The organism is Saccharothrix sp. ALI-22-I (assembly GCF_001984175.1).
GTDB lineage: Bacteria > Actinomycetota > Actinomycetes > Mycobacteriales > Pseudonocardiaceae > Actinosynnema.
Window position 1 is genome coordinate 71,427 of the sequence record NZ_MTQP01000050.1, and the last position, 20,009, is coordinate 91,435.

22 protein-coding genes and 1 pseudogene are annotated in these 20,009 nt (G+C 70.5%); 11 read left to right on the forward strand and 12 right to left on the reverse strand.

What is annotated here, in order from left to right; all coding sequences use genetic code 11:
• Positions 1–40: 40 nt before the first annotated feature.
• The 5 genes from ALI22I_RS10630 (at position 41) to ALI22I_RS10650 (ending at position 4,667) form a co-directional block, all read left to right on the forward strand.
• The gene (locus ALI22I_RS10630) at positions 41–799 is read left to right on the forward strand and encodes a TnsA-like heteromeric transposase endonuclease subunit (RefSeq protein WP_083751625.1); all 759 of its coding nucleotides are present in this window, start codon (positions 41–43) and stop codon (positions 797–799) included.
• Complete coding sequence (locus ALI22I_RS53460; protein WP_238598292.1) at positions 796–2,181, forward strand: hypothetical protein; 1,386 nt, start codon at positions 796–798, stop codon at positions 2,179–2,181. The genes ALI22I_RS10630 and ALI22I_RS53460 overlap by 4 nt, the downstream gene beginning before the upstream one ends.
• A 220-nt stretch (positions 2,182–2,401) precedes the next feature.
• Positions 2,402–2,767, forward strand: a complete 366-nt coding sequence (locus ALI22I_RS10640) for a nuclear transport factor 2 family protein (RefSeq protein ID WP_077005286.1) — start codon at positions 2,402–2,404, stop codon at positions 2,765–2,767.
• Between the two features lie 346 nt (positions 2,768–3,113).
• Positions 3,114–3,269 (forward strand): hypothetical protein, encoded by a 156-nt coding sequence (locus tag ALI22I_RS55545; RefSeq protein ID WP_179118181.1) that lies wholly within the window; start codon positions 3,114–3,116, stop codon positions 3,267–3,269.
• Positions 3,270–3,371: 102 nt separating this feature from the next.
• Positions 3,372–4,667, forward strand: coding sequence for a TniQ family protein (locus ALI22I_RS10650; protein ID WP_077005287.1), 1,296 nt, complete (start codon positions 3,372–3,374; stop codon positions 4,665–4,667).
• A gap of 194 nt (positions 4,668–4,861) precedes the next feature.
• On the opposite strand, the gene ALI22I_RS10655 is transcribed toward ALI22I_RS10650, so the two are convergent.
• Entirely contained in the window at positions 4,862–5,617 is a 756-nt protein-coding gene (locus ALI22I_RS10655) for a class I SAM-dependent methyltransferase (protein ID WP_077005288.1), read from the reverse strand.
• Between the two features lie 884 nt (positions 5,618–6,501).
• The gene (locus ALI22I_RS10660; RefSeq protein ID WP_077005289.1) at positions 6,502–6,873 is read right to left on the reverse strand and encodes a hypothetical protein; all 372 of its coding nucleotides are present in this window, start codon (positions 6,871–6,873) and stop codon (positions 6,502–6,504) included.
• Between the two features lie 132 nt (positions 6,874–7,005).
• Between ALI22I_RS10660 and ALI22I_RS10665 the strand changes: the two genes are divergently transcribed.
• Together ALI22I_RS10665 and ALI22I_RS55550 are read left to right on the forward strand one after the other, a co-directional pair.
• On the forward strand, positions 7,006–7,989 hold the full coding sequence (locus tag ALI22I_RS10665) for a helix-turn-helix domain-containing protein (protein WP_143532123.1): 984 nt from the start codon (positions 7,006–7,008) through the stop codon (positions 7,987–7,989).
• 469 nt (positions 7,990–8,458) lie between these two features.
• Positions 8,459–8,634 (forward strand): annotated as a pseudogene (locus ALI22I_RS55550) (class I SAM-dependent methyltransferase); the annotation flags it as partial.
• Between the two features lie 16 nt (positions 8,635–8,650).
• On the opposite strand, the gene ALI22I_RS10675 reads toward ALI22I_RS55550, so the two are convergent.
• Both ALI22I_RS10675 and ALI22I_RS50660 read right to left on the reverse strand, forming a co-directional pair.
• The gene (locus ALI22I_RS10675; RefSeq protein ID WP_077005290.1) at positions 8,651–10,081 is read right to left on the reverse strand and encodes an aldehyde dehydrogenase family protein; all 1,431 of its coding nucleotides are present in this window, start codon (positions 10,079–10,081) and stop codon (positions 8,651–8,653) included.
• A 318-nt stretch (positions 10,082–10,399) separates the two neighbouring features.
• A complete protein-coding gene (locus ALI22I_RS50660) occupies positions 10,400–10,567 on the reverse strand; it encodes a hypothetical protein (protein WP_179118182.1) in 168 nt (55 codons plus the stop codon).
• A gap of 188 nt (positions 10,568–10,755) precedes the next feature.
• Between ALI22I_RS50660 and ALI22I_RS10680 the strand changes: the two genes are divergently transcribed.
• Positions 10,756–12,072, forward strand: coding sequence for a serine/threonine-protein kinase (locus ALI22I_RS10680; protein WP_077005291.1), 1,317 nt, complete (start codon positions 10,756–10,758; stop codon positions 12,070–12,072).
• A gap of 41 nt (positions 12,073–12,113) precedes the next feature.
• On the opposite strand, the gene ALI22I_RS10685 is transcribed toward ALI22I_RS10680, so the two are convergent.
• The 7 genes from ALI22I_RS10685 to ALI22I_RS49025 form a co-directional block, all read right to left on the reverse strand.
• Complete coding sequence (locus tag ALI22I_RS10685; protein ID WP_077005292.1) at positions 12,114–13,070, reverse strand: TIGR03557 family F420-dependent LLM class oxidoreductase; 957 nt, start codon at positions 13,068–13,070, stop codon at positions 12,114–12,116.
• 8 nt (positions 13,071–13,078) lie between these two features.
• A complete protein-coding gene (locus tag ALI22I_RS10690) occupies positions 13,079–13,726 on the reverse strand; it encodes an HAD family hydrolase (protein ID WP_077005293.1) in 648 nt (215 codons plus the stop codon).
• 237 nt (positions 13,727–13,963) lie between these two features.
• On the reverse strand, positions 13,964–14,707 hold the full coding sequence (locus ALI22I_RS49015; protein ID WP_238598293.1) for an alpha/beta fold hydrolase: 744 nt from the start codon (positions 14,705–14,707) through the stop codon (positions 13,964–13,966).
• Positions 14,704–15,162 (reverse strand): WS/DGAT domain-containing protein, encoded by a 459-nt coding sequence (locus ALI22I_RS49020; protein ID WP_077005294.1) that lies wholly within the window; start codon positions 15,160–15,162, stop codon positions 14,704–14,706. Before ALI22I_RS49020 ends, ALI22I_RS49015 begins: the two co-directional genes overlap by 4 nt.
• A 151-nt stretch (positions 15,163–15,313) precedes the next feature.
• Complete coding sequence (locus ALI22I_RS10705; RefSeq protein WP_077005295.1) at positions 15,314–16,228, reverse strand: sensor histidine kinase; 915 nt, start codon at positions 16,226–16,228, stop codon at positions 15,314–15,316.
• A 42-nt stretch (positions 16,229–16,270) separates the two neighbouring features.
• The gene (locus tag ALI22I_RS10710) at positions 16,271–16,819 is read right to left on the reverse strand and encodes a GNAT family N-acetyltransferase (protein ID WP_202970929.1); all 549 of its coding nucleotides are present in this window, start codon (positions 16,817–16,819) and stop codon (positions 16,271–16,273) included.
• Complete coding sequence (locus ALI22I_RS49025; RefSeq protein WP_179118183.1) at positions 16,788–17,159, reverse strand: hypothetical protein; 372 nt, start codon at positions 17,157–17,159, stop codon at positions 16,788–16,790. The genes ALI22I_RS10710 and ALI22I_RS49025 overlap by 32 nt, the downstream gene beginning before the upstream one ends.
• Positions 17,160–17,210: 51 nt before the next feature.
• On the opposite strand from ALI22I_RS49025, the gene ALI22I_RS50665 reads away from it, so the two are divergent.
• The gene (locus ALI22I_RS50665; RefSeq protein WP_179118184.1) at positions 17,211–17,369 is read left to right on the forward strand and encodes a hypothetical protein; all 159 of its coding nucleotides are present in this window, start codon (positions 17,211–17,213) and stop codon (positions 17,367–17,369) included.
• A 77-nt stretch (positions 17,370–17,446) separates the two neighbouring features.
• Here ALI22I_RS50665 and ALI22I_RS10720 read toward each other — a convergent pair whose 3' ends face one another.
• Positions 17,447–18,253: an SDR family NAD(P)-dependent oxidoreductase gene (locus ALI22I_RS10720; protein ID WP_077005298.1), complete on the reverse strand. Its 807-nt coding sequence runs from the start codon at positions 18,251–18,253 to the stop codon at positions 17,447–17,449.
• 103 nt (positions 18,254–18,356) lie between these two features.
• Here ALI22I_RS10720 and ALI22I_RS10725 point away from each other — a divergent pair, with 103 nt between their 5' ends.
• Positions 18,357–19,313: a Ppx/GppA phosphatase family protein gene (locus ALI22I_RS10725; RefSeq protein ID WP_077005299.1), complete on the forward strand. Its 957-nt coding sequence runs from the start codon at positions 18,357–18,359 to the stop codon at positions 19,311–19,313.
• A gap of 10 nt (positions 19,314–19,323) precedes the next feature.
• Entirely contained in the window at positions 19,324–19,911 is a 588-nt protein-coding gene (locus tag ALI22I_RS53475) for an STAS domain-containing protein (protein ID WP_238598294.1), read from the forward strand.
• Positions 19,912–20,009: the final 98 nt, after the last annotated feature.

Here is a 20,009-nt window from a genome sequence, read left to right on the forward strand (position 1 = left end):
AACGGACAGCGGCGCTCGCGCCGTCCGCCAGAATGCCGCCGTGCGGAAGCTTGATCATCTGCCCGGCGGGGCACCGTCGTCGCTGGCCGAGCGGTTCGAGCTGGCGTACGCGGGCGAGCATGGTGAGCAGCGCGTACCCCTCACCGAGGCCTGGTCGGTGCCGTTCGAGGCCTGCACGCCGGTGCGTGGGTTCCCTTCGTACAAGGGACAGCAGCGCTTCAACGGCCGCTGGTGGACCGCCACGACGGGCGGCCTGGTGAGCTATGAGTCGTGGCTGGAGCGGGACCGACTGGTGTTGCTGGACTTCGATCCCGAGGTGATCGGGATCGCCTCCCAGCCGTTCTGGCTGTTCTGGACCACGGCGGAGGGCAAGGCTCGCTCGCACGCGCCGGACTACTTCGCGCGCCTCGCTGATGGCTCCGCGCTGGTGCTCGACGTCCGCGCGGCGGACCGGATCAAACCCCGCGACCAGGTCGCGTTCGACGCGACGCGGGAGGCCTGCGAGGCGCTGGGCTGGCGCTACGAGGTGGCCGGACTTCCACCGGCCGCACTGCTGGCCAACGTTCGCTGGCTGGCCGGCTACCGGCATCCCCGCCACCACCTCCCGGACGTCGCGGCCGCGCTGCGCGCGGCGTTCGCCGCCCCCACCGGGCTGCTGGACGGCGCTGAGCAGGTCGGCGATCCGATCGCGGTGCTGCCGGTGCTGTTCCACCTGCTCTGGCGACGCGAGCTGCACACCAACATGGACCGGCCGCTGCACCCGGACGTCTTGGTCACGGCCGAGGCGGTGCGCTCGTGACCTCGACAGCCGCGGTTCTCCGAGTCGGCGACCGGGTCACATTCGACGGTGACGAGCACCTCGTCGTGGGCCTGGCGGGCACCACGGTCCGGCTGCGCGCCGACGCCGGCGGCGAGCAGGTCGTGCTGGCGGGGCACCTGATGGCGGCCGCGGACTTCGCGGTCCTGGACAGCGCCAGCCTGCCGGTCATGGAACTGTTCGGGCTGCTGGAGTCGCTGCCGACCGAGGTCGTCGCCGAGGCCGAGCGCTGGCGCGCTCACCTCGTGGAGATCGCGACCGGGCTGCCGCCCGGCGCCACGCCGGGCACCGCCGCGCGGCCCGGTTTCGACCCCAACTCCACCTCGGAGAAGGATCGCTTGCGGGCTAAAGCAGCCGAGCTGGGCATCAGCGCCCGCACGATCGAGCGCAAACGCGCCCGGTTCGAGGCGCAGGGGTTGTGGGGCCTGGTCGACCAGCGGGCGGCGCGCACGTTCGAGGTCACCGGGCAGGCCGACGCGCGGCTGGTAGAGGTGCTGCGCGAGCTGATCGCGGCCGAGACGGACCTGTCCACCGGAACGCGGTCGCGGCTGATCCGCCGCGCGACCAAACGCGTTGAGCAGCTGCACGGCGAGGGTGTGGTGCCGTTGCCGGGCCGCAGCGCCTTCTACGAGCTGGTGGACCGGATGACGGTCGGCCAGCACACGTTCGGCTCGGCGGTGACCCGGCGGCAGACCGCGAACCGGCCGGCCGGAGCGTTCACCGCGACGGCCGCCTCGCGGCCGGGTGAGCAGGTCCAGATCGACTCCACGCCGATCGACGTGATGGTCCTGGCCTCTGACGGCATCCCGGTCCGCGCCGATCTGACCATCGCGGTCGACGTCGCCACCCGCACGATCTGCGCCGCGGTGCTGCGGCCGGTCGGCACCAAGGCCGTCGACGCGGCGCTGTTGCTGGCCAAGATGCTGGTCCCGGAACCGATGCGGCCCGGCTGGGGCGGACGCGCTGCGGATGTCGGTCTCCCGGCTGCCCCACTAGCGGCTGCTGGCGGTGGATGCGCGGATGCGGGAGGCCGCAGCGCGGCCGGTCATCGTTCCCGAGCAGGTGGTGATCGACCACGGCAAGGTGTTCGTCTCCGACACCTTCACCCGCGCCTGCGAACGCCTGGGCATCTCCATCCAGCCCGCACGCAAGGACACCCCGACCGACAAGGCCGTCGTCGAGGCGACTTTCACCGCGATCAAAACCCTGTTCGCCCAACACGTCGCCGGGTTCAAGGGCGCAAACCCCACCCAGCGCGGCCGCGACGTCACCGCCGTCTGGACCATCGGGGAGTTGCAGAACCTGCTGGACGAGTGGCTGATCACCGACTTTACCGACCGCAGGAGCTCGTGTACCGGCTCTGAACTGCAGCGATTCATAGACTACATGTTCGTGACGATGGGATGGGACCGTCACTGTAACTCGATGCGGGGAACCGTGGGACTGGCCGCAGGATCGTGAATCGGCCCCACTTGGAGTCTGTTGTTTCGCCCCACCCTGCGGACCTCGACCCTGGACTGTCGCTGATCACTCCGTGCCCAATATTCGCTGCGCCGGGGCACCGGGTGTTCGTAGGATCCGTGCATGACGGACGAGAACGAGCGGGCGGTGCAAGCGGCCACTGATGGAGAGCTGCGGCTTCTCGATCATGAGGTGCGTGCTTCTCCGGCCCTCGTTTCGGAGCTTCTGGATCCGGAGTTCACCGAGATCGGAGCGTCTGGTCGCTGGTGGGACGTGGAGTCGATCCTCACGGTGACAAGTGCGGGAACGGTGTCCTCGGAGTCGCCGGTCAAGGTCAGCAAGATGTCAGGGACCGTCCTGGCTCCGGGGATCGTTCACCTGACGTACTTCGCCGACAATCAGGGGCGCCGGGCCTGGCGGAGCTCCTTGTGGCGCCTGACGGAGACGGGCTGGCGCCTGTACTTTCACCAAGGCACCTTGGCTAGCTGAAGCAAGCCTGCCCCGCCGTCTGCGAGAGCGGCAGAGGCACCGATCCTCCCACCGCAACCCTCGAGTGGGGCCAAACGCGTATTCCCAGAACCAGTGTGCCCCCAGGTCTTGCGGAGGATCTTCTGCCCGGGTTCGTGGGCAACCTGCTTCCACACCCGGTCGGACCAGTGCGACGCGGCAGTAGCGCGACGGCGGTCCTGGTGAGGCGGTGCTGGTGAGGCGGTGCTCCGGTCCGTCGCCGGACGACGCACGGCGGTCCTGGATGCGGGCGGCGATGGCGAGCACGAGCGGTGCCGCCAGCCAGCACAGGTACGCGCCGGTGCCCGTGGTCAGGAACGAGACGGGAATGGACACCCCGAACACCGCGGCCAGGCAGATGCTGCGCACCGTGCTCTGCGCGAATACCCGGGGCGGGGCGTCCGTGCGGTACAGGTGTTCGCGTCGGATCTCCCGGATGATCAACGCGAACGACGCGGCCGCCAGGACCTGCACGATCGCGTAGAGGCTGACCACCGTTTTCCCGGCAGGATGACATCCGACCGGTAATCCGCCCGCAACACCGCAAACGCACCCGGTCCGCACCCGCCACACAGGCGGGAGCCTGATGGTCTCTCGGCTGCCGATCAACGTCCCGCCCGCTGGCGACGAGATCGCCGTGTCCTACCTGACCCGCCTCGCCGCCCTGCACGACATGGGCTTCGACACGCTCTGGGCGCAGGTCAGCAAGCCGCGCGGCAAGGGCAACAACACCCGACGCCTGGACGGCGACCTGCTGGCCACCGTCGCCGACCAACCCCGCACCCGGCTGGCCCGCGCGGTCGTCGAACTGCGCGACCCGGAACCGAACTGGCTCGCGCTGCGGCACGAGCCTCAACGCGGCTGCCGTCGCTGCGAGGCCCGCCACCCCGGCGGCCAGGTCTTGCGGTTGCTGCCGCACCACCGCTTCGTCTGCACCCGCCACCAGGTCTGGATCGGCCCGCCCGACCAGCACGACCACCCGCCACCAGGCCTGGAGGAGCTGCCCGAGGTCGTCGCCGCCCAGCACCGGCACCTGCGGCTGCTGGCCCGTCTCGGCCCGGCCGCCACCTACGACGCGGTGCTGACCGGGTTCCTGTTCTGCGCGCACCGCTGGAACTTCACCGACATCGCCTTCGACGGCGACACCTGGCTGGACTGGGTCCGCCGCGCCGAGCTGCTCATCCCGCCCGGCACCGAGACCGACACCTTCAGCACCTCGCGGCTGTTCGCCTGCACTTACCCCGAAGCGGTCGCGCTCGCGGAGGTCGTCGGCTCGCTACGCTGGCGGCGCCTGGCCGCCGGCGACCCAGCCGAGCAACGCGCGTTCGCCGCCGAGATCGGCCGCCGTCTGGGCTTGCGCGACTACTACCCGACGCTGACGAAGGACCCGATCGCGCACTGGATCGAGCAGGACTGCTGGCAACCGCCCAGCTTGCCGGCCAACGACTACCGCAGCCTGCGCACCTTCGGCGGCACCAGCTTCGTCAAGCCCGCCAAGGACAGCGACAACAAACGCAGGCTGGCCGCCTACTGGTTCGGTCAGAAGCACCGCCGCGGCGGCGACGCCCTGCTGCACCACCGCAGCCTCAGCCCGGTCGTCATCCGCGACTGGTCACACAAGAGGGAGCTGTTCACCGGCGCGCTGGTCGTCAGCTCGGAGATCTCGTTGGAGACCCGACGCAAGATCGACGTCACCGAGGCACACCGCACCGAATACCCCCGACCGGAACCGGCCCCTTCGCCCTATCTGGACACCGCCACCGAGCCGGTCGGCTGGCCCGTCCGGCCGGGACGACGCCAGCCGGTCGGCGCGCGTCCGACGCTTCCCGGCGAAGGACCGAAGGTCTTCTTCCCGCCCAACCGCCTGCGATCCGCCAACTAGCCCGAACAGCTCGGCCTGCCCGAGTTCGCACCTACTTGGCGGACACCAGCTCAGCCTGCCACGCATCCGCCAGGATCAACCGGATAGGACATTTGTCCGTTCCAGGGGAGGTTGCGGATTCTGGGGAGCCTTGCGGGACTGGTTGCGGATTCCCGGGCTAGGTTGCGGTGGCTGAGGGGGCTGCTCAGGGGCGGCTAGCCAGCCTGCAGGACGAAGAACAGGAAGCCGAGGAAGCTCGTGCCAGCGAACCTGTGGAATTCTTCGGGGAACAAGTCGCGGGCGGCGGGCGCGGGCGGCGGCTCGCTGATGACGTTGATGCGGAAACCAGCCGCGGTGAAGGCGTCGGTCATCGCGTGCAGCGGGCGGTCCCAGAAGCTCATCTGGGCGGTCTGCCCGCCCATGGTCCATTCCTCGGTCCGGTTGCGGGTCTGGAAGTAGTCGGGCTTTTCCCCTGCCAGGCGCTGCATCAGGGTGATGGCGAACGGATGCTCGACCGAGACGATGAGCCGTCCGCCGGGGGTCAGCACGCGTCGCAGTTCGGCCAGTGTCGGCCCCCAGTCCTCTATGTAGTGCAGTACCAGGGATGCGATGACGTCGTCGAACGCGCCGTCGGGGAAGGGCAGCGGGTCGGCCAGGTCGGCGACCCGCAGGTCCGCGTCGGCGCCCAGCCGCAGCCGGGCCAGCTCCAGCATGCCGGCGCTCGCGTCGATGCCGGTCAGGGCAGCACCCCGATCGCGCAGCGCGGCGAACAGGGGCCCCGAGCCGCAGCCGGCGTCGAGGATCCGCCGGTCGGTCACGTCCCCGGCAAGTTCCAGCATCGCGGGCCGTTCGTAGTACGCGTTCAGGAGACTGGTCTCGTTCTCGGCCGCGTAACCCTCGGCGATGCTGTCGTAATCGTTGACCCGAGCCGGATCAGTGAAAGACGCATGGCCTTCTGAAGTCGACGTCATGCCAACAGGACGTCCGAGCAGGAAAGAGGTTGGCTCAGAACAGCCAGCCAGCGTTCGCGAGACAGCGTCCAGACTGGTGAAGTTCAGCGACGGTCGGCGCTCCCGCAAGTAGTCGATGAGCAGGTCCCGAATCGGCACGATCGGCTAGTGCTGCTTGCCTGCGCGTCACCTGGGACCAGCGGCGCGGGCAGGAACCTGCCGAATCGGTCGCCTTGGTGACGACCTCTGGTTCCGGCAACTTCGCCACACCGCCGTCAATTCCGCAAACCAGGTCCGGACACCTGGGACATCCTCGCTCCGGACCTACTTTGCGCGACCGAGGTCAAGAAAGCTGCGTTCCGCAAGGTTCGCGCGTAACAGACACGAGCTGGGGAAACGGGGGGCGGGCTGGCACTGGGCTCCTGCTCGTCGCCTCCCGCCGGGTGGCTCCGCCGCCGAATCCGCCAGGTAGGTCCGAACAACTCAGCCGCCGGGTGTTCGCCCATATTTGGCGGACCGCAGGTCAGGAGCTCGTGCCTCCACTACCTTCAGCCGGAACGGACACCAATGCCCTGTCCGGCTGAACCTTGCGGTGTCCGGACTTACCTTGCGGGCTGTCGACCATGAGCTGCGGGAACGCCGAGAGCCTGTTCGTCGAGCCCGCCGTCCCCGCTCCCCGCCTCCCGGCCCTGGCGCGGATTCCGCCAACCAGGTCCGGACAAACCGGCGCCGAACCGTCCAGACCTGGTTGGCGGACCGCAGGTCAGCGATGCCCCAACCCGCCAGGTTTCGGCGGACAGGGCATCCGGACCTGGTTGTCAGGCGCCGCAGCTATCGTTCGGCCATGACTCATCCGGACCTGCTCGACGTAGCCAGTTGATCACCGTCGTGCGGGGGTGACGGGCTCAGAACGGGCAGCGATCGCTGCTGCCGTTGTTCGGCAACAAGGTATCGCGAACCCAGCCGGCGAATCCTCGCTCATAGACGGAGAGGAATGTCCACGTTTCGCCGTCGATGCCGCGGGTGTAGCAGTAGTAGTCCAGCTTGTCCCCGCGCGCCATCGTGCCGTTGAGTCCGCACCCCTCCGACGAGCCCCTGCGCACGCCCGCGGCGCTGATCGCGGAGACGAACGGCGAGTCGTCCAACTGCGGTGGCCTGGCATGGCCGCAGGAGTAGTGCATGGTTCCCATCTCACCCGCCTGCGCCATCGGCGCGACGAATGCGAGCGCTGACGTGACCCCTACGGCGACCGAGACGGCCTTGCTGATGTTCCGCATGTAGCGGCTCCGTTTCTTCCTCATCGTGTGGCGATCCGGTGTGGACATGACCACTCAACCCCGCGAGGACCTCGCACCGGAAAGCATTCGAGCCAGTTCAAATCCGCCGCGACGACTGCTACCGTCGGGGCGGTGCTCACGCTGCGTGTAGACGCCGACACGATGGCCAGGACGCGGTTGTCGCCCTCCCCGGCGGCGGAGTCCATGGCGTGGCTGAAACTCACCGCCGCGTCGGGACGGCACCCGGTGTTCGGAGATCCCGGACCACTCGCCCGCGCGTCACTTGCCCATCCGGACGTCGCCCTGCTCGCGGACCTGTTGCCGCAGAACGGCGACACTTACACGCCCGACCTGCTCACCCCGCAGCCAGGGACGGACGCGCAGCGCCGTGACCTGCTCGACGAGCAGATCGCGCAGATCGAGGCCGCAGCGCAGGACGACCTCGAAACCCAGGTCTTCACCTACACCCGGACCCACTGGAACAGACCACTGCGGGCCACGACCCGCCGGATCGCGGAGTCGGGGCGGATGCAGCGACGTCTCGCCAACGGTCTCGCCCGGTTCTGGCGGGATACCCTCTCCGACGGCTGGCCCGAACTGCGCTCGATCATCGATCAGGACATCGCCCATCGCGCGACGGCCATCGCCACCCATGGCATCGGCCGGGTGCTCGGAGCACTCCACCCCGACATCGATTGGGCAGGCGACGCGGTCACCCTCGCCAAGTCGCGAGATGGCGAAATCGATGTCACCGGCCGGGACCTGGTCCTCGCCCCCGGCGTACTCAGCCGGCCCGACGTCATCATCCAGGTCGATACCCCCGGGCAGTTCGTCCTCTACTACCCCGCCCAGCGAGTAGGAGCCGGCCGGGACCGCAGGTCCGGAAGCATCGCGCAAGTGCTCGGCAACGCCCGAGCGGCCCTGCTGGCGGACCTGGAAACCGCCCGGTCCACCGCAGAACTCGCCACCCGGATCGGATACACCCCGGGCACCGTCTCCTACCACCTCAGCGCACTGCACCGCGCACGCCTCGTCACCAAAGTCAGAGCCGGGCGCTACGTGTTGTACCAGCGGACCGCACAGGCGGCAGGTCTGCTGGAAGAAGCCAGCGACTAGGCGGCCGACCACAGGTCGATGGCGAACAGCCCGATGTCTGGACCTGCGAACCGACTGAACCGCAGCCTCGCTCGTTCGGGCCTCCGAACACCTTGCCGAATTCGCCGACCAGGTCCGGACAGCGATCAACCGGGACGTCCGGACCTGGTGGGCGGACCGCAGGTCAGCGACACCCCGGACCGCCAATCCCAGCCGGGCGGGACACCAACCCCCGACCTGCGCGCACTGCCCCGAACTCGACGCGGGACAGGCCGGTTATTGAACCGAAACTGTGCGGTTGCCACCTTCGCGGAAGGAAGTCGCTGGTCAGAGGCTCACGAACTGGCAAGCGAACACTTTCGGAGCAATATGCCGGTATGGGCCGCATGCCTGTCATTCCGAGAGTTCCGCCGGGTCCGCCGACGGGGCCGTAGCCAACGACCACGACAGCTTCGGCGAGGCGTATGCGGCCGAGACCGAGAGCAGCCTCATCAACGCCTATTACACGCAGCCCGCGATCTTGGACCTGGCCGGGGACGTGACCGGCCGGCAGGTCCTCGACGCCGGCTGCGGCTCCGGCCCCTGTTCGCGGCGCTGCGCGACCGGGGCGCCATCGTGACGGGCTTCGACTCCAGCACCACGATGGTGGAGCTGGCCCGCCGCCGCCCGCGGGCGTCAAGATCTACAGATCGAGGCCGGTGAGCACCAGAACCCGCTGATCGGTCAGGTCCTCCATGGCCGCGCGCACGCCCTCGCGGCCGGTGCCCGACTCCTTGACCCCGCCGTAGGGCATCTGGTCGGCGCGGAAGCTCGGCACGTCGCCCACGATCACCCCGCCCACCGCGAGGCGCTTGGCGGCCCGGAACGCCAACCGGACGTCGTGCGTGAACAGGCCCGCCTGCAAGCCGAACCGGGACGCGTTGACCAGGTCGAACGCCTCCTCGACGCTGGGCACGGAGTCCAGCACCACGACCGGGCCGAACACCTCCTCGTCCACCACCTTGCAGTCCGCGGGCACGTCGGCCAGCACGGTCGGCTCGTAGGACGCGCCGGTCCGCCGGCCACCGGTCAGCAGTCGCGCGCCCGCCGCCACGGCCTCGTCCACCCACGTCTCGACGCGCCGTGCGGCGGCCTCGTTGATCAGCGGGCCGACGTCGGTGGCCGGGTCGGTCGGGTCGCCGGTGCCGAGCTTGCGCACGTGCGCCACCACGGCTTCCGCCAACGCCGGGTACACGTCCTGGTGGGCGTACACGCGTTGCACCGAGATGCACGACTGTCCACCTTGGTACATCGAGAACGTGGCGATCCTTTGCGCGGCCCGGTCCAGGTCGGTCCAATCAGGACAGACGACGGCCGCCGCGTTGCCGCCCAGCTCCAGCACGACGTGCTTGCGCGGCACCCGGTCCAGGATCGAGTAGCCCACCGGACCCGATCCGGTGAACGACACCACGGGCAGCCGAGGGTCGTCGGCCAGCCCGCCCGCCACCTCGTTGGGCACCGGCAGCACCGACCACGACCCGGCGGGCAGGTCGGTCTCCGCCAACAGCTCGCCCAGGAGCAGCGCCACCAACGGCGTCGTCGGCGCGGGCTTGACCACGATCGGCGCGCCGACCGCCAACGCGGGCGCGACCTTGTGCGCCACCAGGTTCAGCGGGAAGTTGAACGGCGCGATACCCAGCACGGGGCCGCGCGGCGCCCGCCGCACCAACGCCAGCCTGCCGTTCGCGGCCGGGTCGGTGTCCAGCCGCTGGAGTTCACCGGAGAACCGGCGGGCCTCCTCGGCGGCCCACCGGAACGTCGACACCGCGCGGGTCACCTCGATCCGCGACCACTTCACCGGTTTGCCGGACTCGGCGGTGATCAGCGCGGCGACCTCGTCGGCCCGTTCGGCGAGCCGCCGCGACACGTGGTCCAGTGCCGCCGCTCGGGCGTGCGCGGGCAGGTCGGCGAAGTCGCCGGCCACGGCGTGCGCGGCGGCGACGGCCCGTTCCACGTCCTCGGCGGTGGCGTTGGACGTGACACCGGCCAGGGCGCCGTCGTGCGGGGTGCGGATCTCGACCAGGTCGTCGCTCGTCGCGGGCTGCCCCGCGACCCAGTACGGCGTCGTCGTCACTTGAGCGCTCCTTCCACCACGTCCAGGCCTTCGGTGCGCAGACGGGCCAGGCTCCAGCATCGACCGGCCGACGGTCGGACGACAGTATCCAGTGTGGTGAGTCCGGGTGGTGGAAGTTGTGCACAATGTCGATGTCGCGGCGGGGCGACCCGCAGGGTGACTTGCCGCACCGGGTGAACGTCATCACGTCGACCAGCGGCGGGCGGTGCGGTATCAGGCGGTACCAGGCTGTACCCCGGTGCCGAGTACGCCGCGTTCGTGCACGGCGACTCGGCCGATCGTGCACCGGGTATCACCTTTTCGGGTGTTCTTCGACGCTCAGCCTGTCGGCTCCCCGCCGTTCACGGGGCCGTGCTCGTACTCTTCATCGGGGTCGGCACCGTACTGCGCCGGCCTGACCTCGTTCACTTCACCCAGGGCGTCCAGCTTCGCGGCAGGGTCGTCGATGAACTCGTCGATCGTGGGCTCGCGCTCGCGTTCGGTCATGTCGCGGAGGTACCCAGCGGGCGGCGGTCCGACACGAGTTCGGGAACCCGAACAATCCGGTGGTTTCCCGCGCGGACGCTACGGGTACGTGGACCCGAAACGGCATAACGGGGTGGCTGGCCGGGCCGCGCGACCGGTAGCTTCCAGCGTCCGGACCGGCTTCGTCGACACAGCGGAGGTTCAACCGGATGTGGGACGGTGACCTGACCGGAGAGGTGGTCGACGGCAGGTACGCGCTGGGCACCCTGTACGGGTCGGGCGGCATGGCCGAGGTGTACCGCGCGTTCGACACCCGCCTCGACCGGAAGGTCGCGATCAAGTTCTTCCAGGGCGAGGCCTCCGGTGAGGACCGCATCCGGCTGGACCGCGAGGCGCAGGTGTTGGGCGCGATGCGCTGCCCCGGCCTGGTCGAGGTGTACGACACCGGGAGCTACCGCGGTCGTCCCTATTTCGTGATGCAGCCGATCGAGGGCGGCACGCTGCGCCGCCGGATGCGCGGCGCGCTGTCACCCGAGGTGGTGGCCGCGGTCGGCGCGCAGATCGCCGGCGTGCTGGCCCACGTGCACGCGCACGACGTGGTGCACCGGGACGTGAAGCCGTCGAACATCCTGCTCGACGGCGCCGGGCGGCGCGCGTACCTGGCCGATTTCGGGTTGGCGCTGCAAGCGCAGGTCACCCGGGTGACCAAGTCCGGGATACTGGTCGGCACCGCCGGTTACCTGGCGCCCGAGCAGGTGCGGGGCGGCGACGTGCTGCCCGCCGCCGATGTCTACGCGCTGGGCCTGGTGCTGCTGGAGTGCCTGACCGGCCGGCCCGAATACCCCGGCGGTGACACGGAGGCGGCGCTGTCGCGGCTGCACCGGGAGCCGCGCATCCCGGCCAACCTGCCCGAGCCGTGGGCCCGGGTGCTGACCGCGATGACCGCGTCGAGCCCGGCCAAGCGGCCGTCGGCGGCGGAGTGCGAGCGGCTGCTCAGCGCGGCGCAGCGGGCCAGCGTGGGGCTGCCACCGCTGGTCGAGGTGGCGGTGGCGGAGCGGCCCGAGGAAGCGCCCGCGCGCAAGACCGACAACCGGGTGCTGCTGGGTGGCGCGGCCGCCGCCGCGGCGGCGTTGACCCTGCTGACCCTGGTGACGTTGCGGGACACGTCCGCGCCGGACACCGGTGAGCAGGCCGGTCCGGTCACCACGAGCAGGGTGTCCGATCCGGTCGCGGAACAGGCCCCGAGCACGGGCGTGGTCGTGCCGGGCGTCCCGTCGGCCTCTACGGTGACCGTGGTGGAGGGCGCGCCGGTGCCGCCGCCGGCCGGGAGCGGGAACGACGACGGCGCGGACGATGGTGCGGACGACGGGACGGGTGGCGGCACCACCACCACGACCAAGACCAAGACCGACCGTGAGACGCCGGCCAACGTTCCGACGAACGCCCCGGTGATCGTGCCGACACCGGCGCCGCCGCCGGTGGTCGGGCCGCCGCCCAAGGACCGCGGTGGGGTCGGCCGGGGCTGAAGTGCCGTTGTTCGAGAGCGGCCGGCCGGGGGCGTCAGGGGTCAGCGCAGGGCGGGCAGCAGTTCCGCCTTGGCGAAGTCGAGGAAGTCCGACTGGTGGTCGCCGCCGATCTGCACCAGCGCCAGGTCGGTGAACCCCGCGTCGCGGAACTTGCCCACCGCCTCCACCACCGGCCCGACCTCCGGCCCGCACGGGATCTGCTCGGCCACGTCCTCCGGCCGCACGAACTGCGTCGCACCGGCGAACCCTGCCGTCCCGGGCAACTCCGAGTTGACCTTCCACCCACCGGCGAACCAGCGGAACTGCTCGTGCGCCCGTTCGACCGCCTTGTCCCGGTCCTGGTCCCAGCAGATCGGCAGCTGACCGATCTTCCGCGACTGCCGGCCCTGGAAGACGTCCCACTCCTGGCTCAACGACGCGTCCGGCTCGGTCGCCACCATCGCGTCGGCCAGCGGCGCGAACGTGCGCACCGACTGCCCACCGGACACCGCCACCGCGATCGGCACGCGCTGCTCGGGCAGGTCCCACAGCTTCGCCGAATCCACCCGGAAGTGCTGCCCGGAGTAGTTGACGTACCCGCCGTCGAACAGCTGCGAGATGATCTCCACCGCCTCGCGCAGCAACTCGTGCCGCACGTTCACCGGCGGCCAGCCGCGCCCGACCACGTGCTCGTTCAGGTTCTCACCAGCGCCGATGCCCAGGGTGAACCGGTTGCCGGACAGCAGTTGCACGGTCGCGGCCTTCTGCGCCACCACGGCCGGGTGGTACCGCACGGTCGGACAGGTCACGTAGGTCATCAGCTCGACCCGCTCCGTCGCCTGCGTGACGGCGCCGAGCACGCTCCACGCGTACGGCGCGTGCCCCTGCTCGTCCAGCCACGGCGAGTAGTGGTCGCTCATCACCTCGAAATCGAAGCCCGCCTGCTCGGCCTGCGCCGCGTGCGCCACCAACTCGCGTGGCCCGGCCTGCTCTGTCATCAGGGTGTAGCCGATCCGCACGCTTCCTCCTACGCCATCGGCAGGTCGGTGAGGTCCGCCCGCAACTCGTCGAGTTCTTCGTAGACTGCCGACGCCCCGTGCTCGCGCAACTCGGCTTCACCGAAACCACCCGTGCGAAGGCACACGACGGGCAGGCCGGTCCGCCGCGCGGCGTCGCAGTCCCACACGGAGTCGCCGATGACCACGGCCCGTCCGGTCGCGTTGACCCGCCGCAACGCCACCTCGATCAGGTCCGGCGCGGGCTTGCTCTCCTCGACGTCGTCCGCCGAGGTCGACGGGACGCCGGACGCGTCGATCAACTTCAGGTAGTGGTCCACGTGGTGGCGTTTGCCGGAACTCGCCAGCACCACCGTGAACTGGTGCTCCAGGGCCGCGGCGACCAGGCGGTGGGCGCCCTCCAACGGCCGGATCTCGGCCAGCATCGGTTCGAACGCCGCCTCCCACGCGGTGCGGAGGTCGTCGCCGTGCTCACGTTCCACGTGCTCGCCCGCGACGGCGGTGACCAGCTTGTCGCCGCCCATTCCGATGGCCCGGTGCAGTCTCCAGGTCGGCACGGTGATGTCGAAGCGGCGGAACGCGCGGAACCAGGCCACCGCGTGGTGGTAGTTGGTGTCCACCAGCGTGCCGTCCACGTCGAGGACGAGCGTGTTGGTCATGCGGCCTGGTTAGCCCGACCGGAGGACCCGCAAACCGGCCGACGCCGTCAACCACGCGAGGACTGGCGTGTCCTGAAGGTTGAATTCGGGTGTCCTGAACGTACGACTCTCGCGTTCTGAACGTTGGACACGCGTGTTCTGGGGGTTGGACACGCGTGTTCTGGGGGTTGGACACGCGTGTTCTGGGGGTTGGACACGCGGGTTGTGGGTGGGGCGGGCGGGTCGTGGGGGTGGGGGTCAGCGGGGTGGGTGGGGGAGGGAGGTTAGGAAGTCTTCGATCAGGTGGGCCCAGTCGGTGGGGGCCTCTAGTGCGGGGGCGTGGCCGCTGTTGAGTTCGGCCCAGCGGGCGTTGGGGATCAGGTCGGCTAGGGCGCGGGTGGTGGCGGGGGCGATCAGGCGGTCCTGTTTGGTGCCGATCACCAGTGTTGGGACGGCTAGGGATGGGAGCTCATCGCGGAGGTCGATGCGTTGGGTCAGGTCTACTTGTTCTGGTGTGCCGGGTGGGATGGTCAGGGCGATCAGTTCCAGGAAGCCTTCGGTCTGCTCGGCGGTCATCCGGCGGCGGAACGGTTCGCCTAGAGCGATCGACATGAGGTAGCGGGCCAAAGTCGGGCGGTCGCCGTTCAGCAATCGGCCCCACTCGGCCATCCGCGCCCTGGTCTCGTCGTCGATGTGGGCGAAGCCGGCGGTCAGGACCAGGGCCGTCACTCGCTCGGGATGCCGCCGGGCCGCGCGCACCGCGACCGCGCACCCCATCGAGAAGCCGACGATCGCGAACCGCTCCTCGCCGTCGGCGGCGGCCACCAGTCGGTCGGCCAGGTCGTCCAGGTCCAGCGGCGCGGTCGCGCGCGGTGTGGTGCCGGAGCCGGGGAAGTCCACCGCGTGCACCTTGCGCCGGCGCGACAGCTGCGGGATGAGCGGGCTGAAGTTCGCGCGGACGGTGCCACCGGCCCCGTGGGCGAGCAGAAGTGCGGGAGTCACCTGGCCGATTCTGCCGGGCGACGCCGGTGCAGCGCCGCCAATTCCGTTCGCAGGGCGGTCTGCAACCAGCGCGAATCCGCCATCCACGGTTGGTTGGTGTGCAAGCACACATGCACACAGCTTCGGTACGCCGACAGCGCGACGCCCACCGCGTGCCCCGCGGCCAGCGGCGCGACCGGGTACACCTCGCACAGCTCCGCGCCGTCCAGCCGCAGCGGGATCGACGGCAGGTGCACGCTGGTGACCAGCGCGTCGAACAGCAGCGGCGCGCACAGGCCGGCGATCGGCGCGGCGATCCGGTGCAGCACGGGCGGGATGCGTTCGGCCAGCAGTGGGAACGCGCCCGCGCCCCGGTCGATGCCCGCAGCCTTGTGCCGGTCCATGCCGTCGAACAGCCGCAGGCCCTCCAGGCAGAGGAAGGCGACGCCCAACGGGCTCAGCTGGTCGGTGCTCATCACCGTCCAGGCAACCACGCGGGCGTGACGTGCGGGTGGCACCGGCGTGACGCCAGGCAACGCGACCGCCGAGCATCACCCGAACGTGTCAGCCGACGTGTCGGCCGAACGTCTTGGGCGAGCCGGTCGGTCGAGCGGTCGGCCGTCGTGGTCAGCCGATGTAGACGCGGATCGTGGTGCCGGCTTCGCTGGTGTGCACGCGGACCAGGTCGCACAGCAGGTTCACCAGCATCACGCCGTACCCGCCGCGCGCGTTCGCGCCGGGATTGCGCCTGCCCACCATGGGATTCGCGAGTTGGCCCCCGTCGCGCACCTCGCACACCACCACGTCACCCTCGCGCCACAGCAGCAGCGTGCCGAAGCCGCCCGCGTGCACCACGCTGTTGGTGGTCAGCTCGTTGACCGCGAGTACCAGGTCCTCGACCTGGTCGGCGGTCAGCCCCGCGTCGGCGGCGAACCCGGCCACCAGCCGGCGGGTGGCGCTCAGGTTGTCCAGGTCGAACCGGCGGGTCAGCACGTCCGGCGGCGGCGCGGGCAGCGGCCGGTTGAACTCCTCGGCGATCAGGAACGGCTCGCGGTAGTTGTCGCTCTGCCTGCGCCGTTGCTCCTCGACCATGATCGGGTGCGTGGTCTCCGCGTCGCGCACGGCCTGTGGCGTGAGGTTCGCGGTGTCGTACGGGCAGAGAATCCAGGCGGGGCGGTCCTCGAACGCGGTGTTGATCAGCGCCTCGTGCTGCACGCACGCCGGGTACTCCAGTTCGGAGCGGTCCGGCCAGATCGGTTCGCCGATGATCCGGACCCGGCCGCCGCCCGAGTTGTCGGTGAACGCGGTCAGCACCCCGGGGATGATCCGGCCGGGGTTGCGCCCCGCGCGTCTCATGTCCAGGAACTCCACCTGCGCGGCCTGTCCGCCCAGCGCGCCGCGCAACAGGTCGATGCCCCGTTGCGGCACGGCCACCAGCACCGGTTCGCCCGCGGCGAGCCCGTCGCGCACGAACGGCACGGTGCCCGCGAGGTACTGCTGGTCGTCGCGGTAGAGCAGTGCCTCGTGCACGAAGTCGACCACCGGGGGAACCTCCGAACGGTTGCTGGCGGGAGGCCTGCCCGTTCAGTATCCCGCTCGAACGCCCCGGTGCAGCGCCCTGCGCAGGCAAACGCGTGTCGCAGGGTCCAGACCACGTGCCGCCTCGGCCGCGACGACGTCCCGCAGACCCGGCGACAGCTCCGCTACCTCGGTGAATCCGAGTCGTCGGTAATAGGGGCCGTTCCACGGGATGTCGCGGAAGGTGGTCAACGTCAACGCTTCGAGACCGCGCGCCGCGGCCCAGTGCTCGACGTGGTCGAGCAGCGCCGCGCCGATACCGCGCCGGGCGTGGTCGGGGTGCACGCTGATCTGCTCGACGTGCGCCGCCCCGTCCACCACCTCGACCGCGACCCAGGCCACCGGGTGCGGGTCGGCGGCCACCCAGACGTGCAGGTGTTCGAGGGTGCTCAGCGGCATCGGGTCGTCGTCGGTGATCTCCGGCATGCCGAAATCGCGGAACGGCTCACCGGAGGCGCGTTCGATGGCGGGGAGCAGCGGCAGCTCGTCGGGCCGGGCGGGGCGGAGGTCCACCCGTGCATGATCAGCCGGCGGTGAGGTTCTGCTCAACCTCATTAGCCAGCGCTTCGAGCAGGCGTGACGGCAACTGGTCGTCGGCGCAACCGTCCATCTGGAGTTCGGCGACGCTGCCCGCCACGCCCGCCAGCGAGACACGGAGGACGCCCCGGCAGCCGTGGTCGGCCAGCGGTTTCCAGGTGAGGAGCAGCCGGTCGTAGTCGGCGGCCAGGCTCACCTGGTACGGCTCCTCGTGCTGGCGCAGGATCAGCACGTCGTCCGCGCGGCCGACGACCTGGTACGGGGCGGGCAGCCACGCGGCGAGGCGGGCCGGGTCGGCGGCGGCGTTGAAGACGAGGTCGGGTAGGGCCGGTACATCTCGTCGGGCGTGGATGGTCACGGTGGCCTGGTTACCCCGTTCGAGCAAGCGCACACCGGGTAATCAGCGGCCATGACCGCACCAGAGGAACCCGCGGACGAACCGGTGGACCCGGACGAGGTCGCCGAGGAAGCGCCCATCGACCCGACGCCGCAGGAAGTGGACGAGTACCGCCGGTTGATCGGCGACGAGCAGCCGGAGCCCGAGAGTCGGGAGCCCGAAAGCCCGTAGACGGAAAGCAAAGCCCGTAGACGGAAAGCCCGGAGGCCGGGAATCCGGAGGGTTGAGCTCGCTCGCCAGGTGCTCGCTCACCAGCCGGAGTCGGCCGAGCCGGGTTCGGTCATGCCGCGCATCGCCCGCGCCTTCAGCGGATCGGGCAGGACCCGGCCGGCCATGGCCTGCGCCTTGTTGCGCAGCGACCCGGCCACCACGTGGTCGTCGCCGGCCATCAGCGCGTTGAACCCGGCCCGCGCGACCTCGGACGGGTCGTCCTTCGGTCCGGTGGCGATCTTCGTGTCGGTCATGCCCGCACGGCGGAAGAAGTCGGTGTCCGTCGGGCCCGGCATCAACGCCGTCACGGTCACCCCGCTGTGCCGCAACTCCTCCCGCAACGCCTGTGAGAACGACGCCAGGAACGCCTTCGACGCCGCGTACACCGAGTGGAACGGTCCGGGCGCCGTGGCGGCCACCGACGAGGTGAACAGCACCCGTCCGGCGCCGCGTTCCACCATCGCCGGCACCAGCCGCTTCGCCAGGTGCACCGCCGACGAGATGTTCAAGTCCACCACCCGCAAGTGCGCTCGCAGGTCGCTGTCGTCGACGAAATCACCGCCGACCCCGACACCGGCGTTGACCGCCAGCGCGTCCACCGGGCGCCCGACGCCCTCGACCACCGCGACGAGGTCTTCGTTGCCCTCGAACGTGGCCAGGTCCGCCCGCACCGGGTCCACCCGCGCCCCGCCCGCGCCCAACTCCCGCGCGACGTCCTCCACCGCGTCGTTCTCCGCCGCCACGACCAGGTCGAACCCGTGCTCGACGAACACCTTCGCCAGCTCCAGGCCGATCCCGCTCGACGCGCCGGTCACCACTGCCAACGGCCGTTCCGAAGCACTCATGCGGGGTGAACTACCCGGAGTCACATCACCCAATCCGGTTTCACCCGATGTGTCTGTGGGCACTCTCCCCGGTACCTCTCGTACAAGCGGATGGCGGTGGCGTATGTCCGGCAGACCAGGGCAGGTCGGAGTACTCGACGTCGGCTGCTTCAGCGCACACCTCGTCGTCGTGTCGGGCTCTCCACTGCACCCGGTCGTCTCGCACAAGACCCGGCTCCGCCTCGACCAGACCCTGGACCCGCACAACCGACTCCGCCCTGAAGGCGTGGAACAGATTGTGAACGCTGTCCGCACCGCGCGCCTGATCGCCGAACGGGCCGGTGTCGCGGACGTCGTCCCGTTCGCCACCTCCGTCATCCGCGACGCCGGCAACGCCGACCAGGTGATCGCCGAGGTCGCCCGCCGCACCGGCACCGAACTGCGCGTGCTGCCCGGCCGGGAGGAGGCCCGGCTCGCCTACCTGGCCGCGCGGTACTGGTTCGGCTGGCACGTCGGCCCGCTGTTGGTGCTCGACGTCGGCGGCGGCACGGTGGAGCTCGCGGCGGGTGACGACCTGGAACCGTCGCTGGCCCGGTCGCTGCCGTTCGGCGCACGCACGCTGACCCGACGGCTGTCCCTGGATCGGACGCTGGACCCGGACCGCCGGGGCCTGGCCCGCGAACAGCAGGTCCTGGTGCACGATCGGGTGGTGGCGGCGCTGGAGGGGAGGTCCGTCGCCGACCACCGGGCCGTCGGCTGCTCGAAGGTGTTCCAGCAGTTAGCTCGGCTGGCCGGGGCAAGACCGCAGCACGACGGACCCTCCGTGCGGCGCGTCCTGCGGTTGGCCGACCTGCGAGCCTGGATACCCCGGCTGGACCGGCTGCCCGCGCCCAGACGAGCCGGGCTGCCCGGCATCTCCCGGCACCGGGCCGAGCAGTCGTTGGCGGGCGCCCTGGTCGCGGAGGCGCTGATGGCGGCCACCGGTCACGACGAGGTGGAGATATGTCCCTGGTCGACCAGGGAAGGGCTGCTGCTCACCCTGTCAGGGGCGGGCGTCGACGAGTACTACCGGGTGGCGTGAAGGGAACGGAATGCTGGCGCTGTCGGTCGAGGCCCACCGGACGGGGTGCGCGGTGGTGGTGGCGACCGGGGAGTTGGACTTGGCGGGCGCGCGTCGGGTGCTGGACCGGATGGACCGGTTGGTGACCGAGGGACGCGACCGGATCGTCTTGGACATGTCGGGGGTGGCGTTCTGCGGCGCCCAGGCGATGAGCGCGCTCGTCCGCACCAGGGCACGGGCGCAGCGCTCCGGCGGTTGGCTCCGACTGGCCGCCGTGCCGCCGCACGTGCGCCGCGTGTTCGAGCGCACCGACCTGGACCGGCTGTTCCCGCGCTACCCGGACGTGGCATCGGCGGCGACCGGCCGCGTCGTGCCGAACGGCGGTGACCGGGCCTTGTCGAGCCGTGATGGGCGGGCCGTGTCGGCTGGTGGCGACCGGGCTGTGTCGCGCGGCGGTGAGCGGGCCGTGCCGGGCGATGACGGGCGGGCTGTGTCTGGTGGTGATGGGCGGGCCGTGCCGGGCGATGACGGGCGGGCCCTGTCTGGTGGTGATGGGCGGGTCGTTTCGAGCGGTGAGCAGGGGGTAGTCGAGCGGAAACCACCGTCTCAGGCGAGGTGATCCGCATGAGTACGACCACGCGCCTGCCGCATCCGGTGCGCGCTGGCTGCACCTGGGTCTCGGACTCGGCATGGTCGCGCTGGGACTGGCGCTCAAGG

Bases quoted from the DNA above. Each gene is read 5' to 3' on its own strand.
- ALI22I_RS10640 (WP_077005286.1), top strand. From the start codon at position 2,402: ATGACGGACGAGAACGAGCGGGCGGTGCAAGCGGCCACTGATGGAGAG.
- ALI22I_RS55545 (WP_179118181.1), top strand. From the start codon at position 3,114: ATGGACACCCCGAACACCGCGGCCAGGCAGATGCTGCGCACCGTGCTC.
- ALI22I_RS10650 (WP_077005287.1), top strand. From the start codon at position 3,372: ATGGTCTCTCGGCTGCCGATCAACGTCCCGCCCGCTGGCGACGAGATC.
- ALI22I_RS10655 (WP_077005288.1), bottom strand. From the start codon at position 5,617: ATGACGTCGACTTCAGAAGGCCATGCGTCTTTCACTGATCCGGCTCGG.
- ALI22I_RS10660 (WP_077005289.1), bottom strand. From the start codon at position 6,873: ATGCGGAACATCAGCAAGGCCGTCTCGGTCGCCGTAGGGGTCACGTCA.
- ALI22I_RS50660 (WP_179118182.1), bottom strand. From the start codon at position 10,567: ATGACCGAACGCGAGCGCGAGCCCACGATCGACGAGTTCATCGACGAC.
- ALI22I_RS10680 (WP_077005291.1), top strand. From the start codon at position 10,756: ATGTGGGACGGTGACCTGACCGGAGAGGTGGTCGACGGCAGGTACGCG.
- ALI22I_RS10690 (WP_077005293.1), bottom strand. From the start codon at position 13,726: ATGACCAACACGCTCGTCCTCGACGTGGACGGCACGCTGGTGGACACC.
- ALI22I_RS49020 (WP_077005294.1), bottom strand. From the start codon at position 15,162: ATGAGCACCGACCAGCTGAGCCCGTTGGGCGTCGCCTTCCTCTGCCTG.
- ALI22I_RS10710 (WP_202970929.1), bottom strand. From the start codon at position 16,819: ATGAGGTTGAGCAGAACCTCACCGCCGGCTGATCATGCACGGGTGGAC.
- ALI22I_RS50665 (WP_179118184.1), top strand. From the start codon at position 17,211: ATGACCGCACCAGAGGAACCCGCGGACGAACCGGTGGACCCGGACGAG.
- ALI22I_RS10720 (WP_077005298.1), bottom strand. From the start codon at position 18,253: ATGAGTGCTTCGGAACGGCCGTTGGCAGTGGTGACCGGCGCGTCGAGC.
- ALI22I_RS10725 (WP_077005299.1), top strand. From the start codon at position 18,357: ATGTCCGGCAGACCAGGGCAGGTCGGAGTACTCGACGTCGGCTGCTTC.
- ALI22I_RS53475 (WP_238598294.1), top strand. From the start codon at position 19,324: ATGCTGGCGCTGTCGGTCGAGGCCCACCGGACGGGGTGCGCGGTGGTG.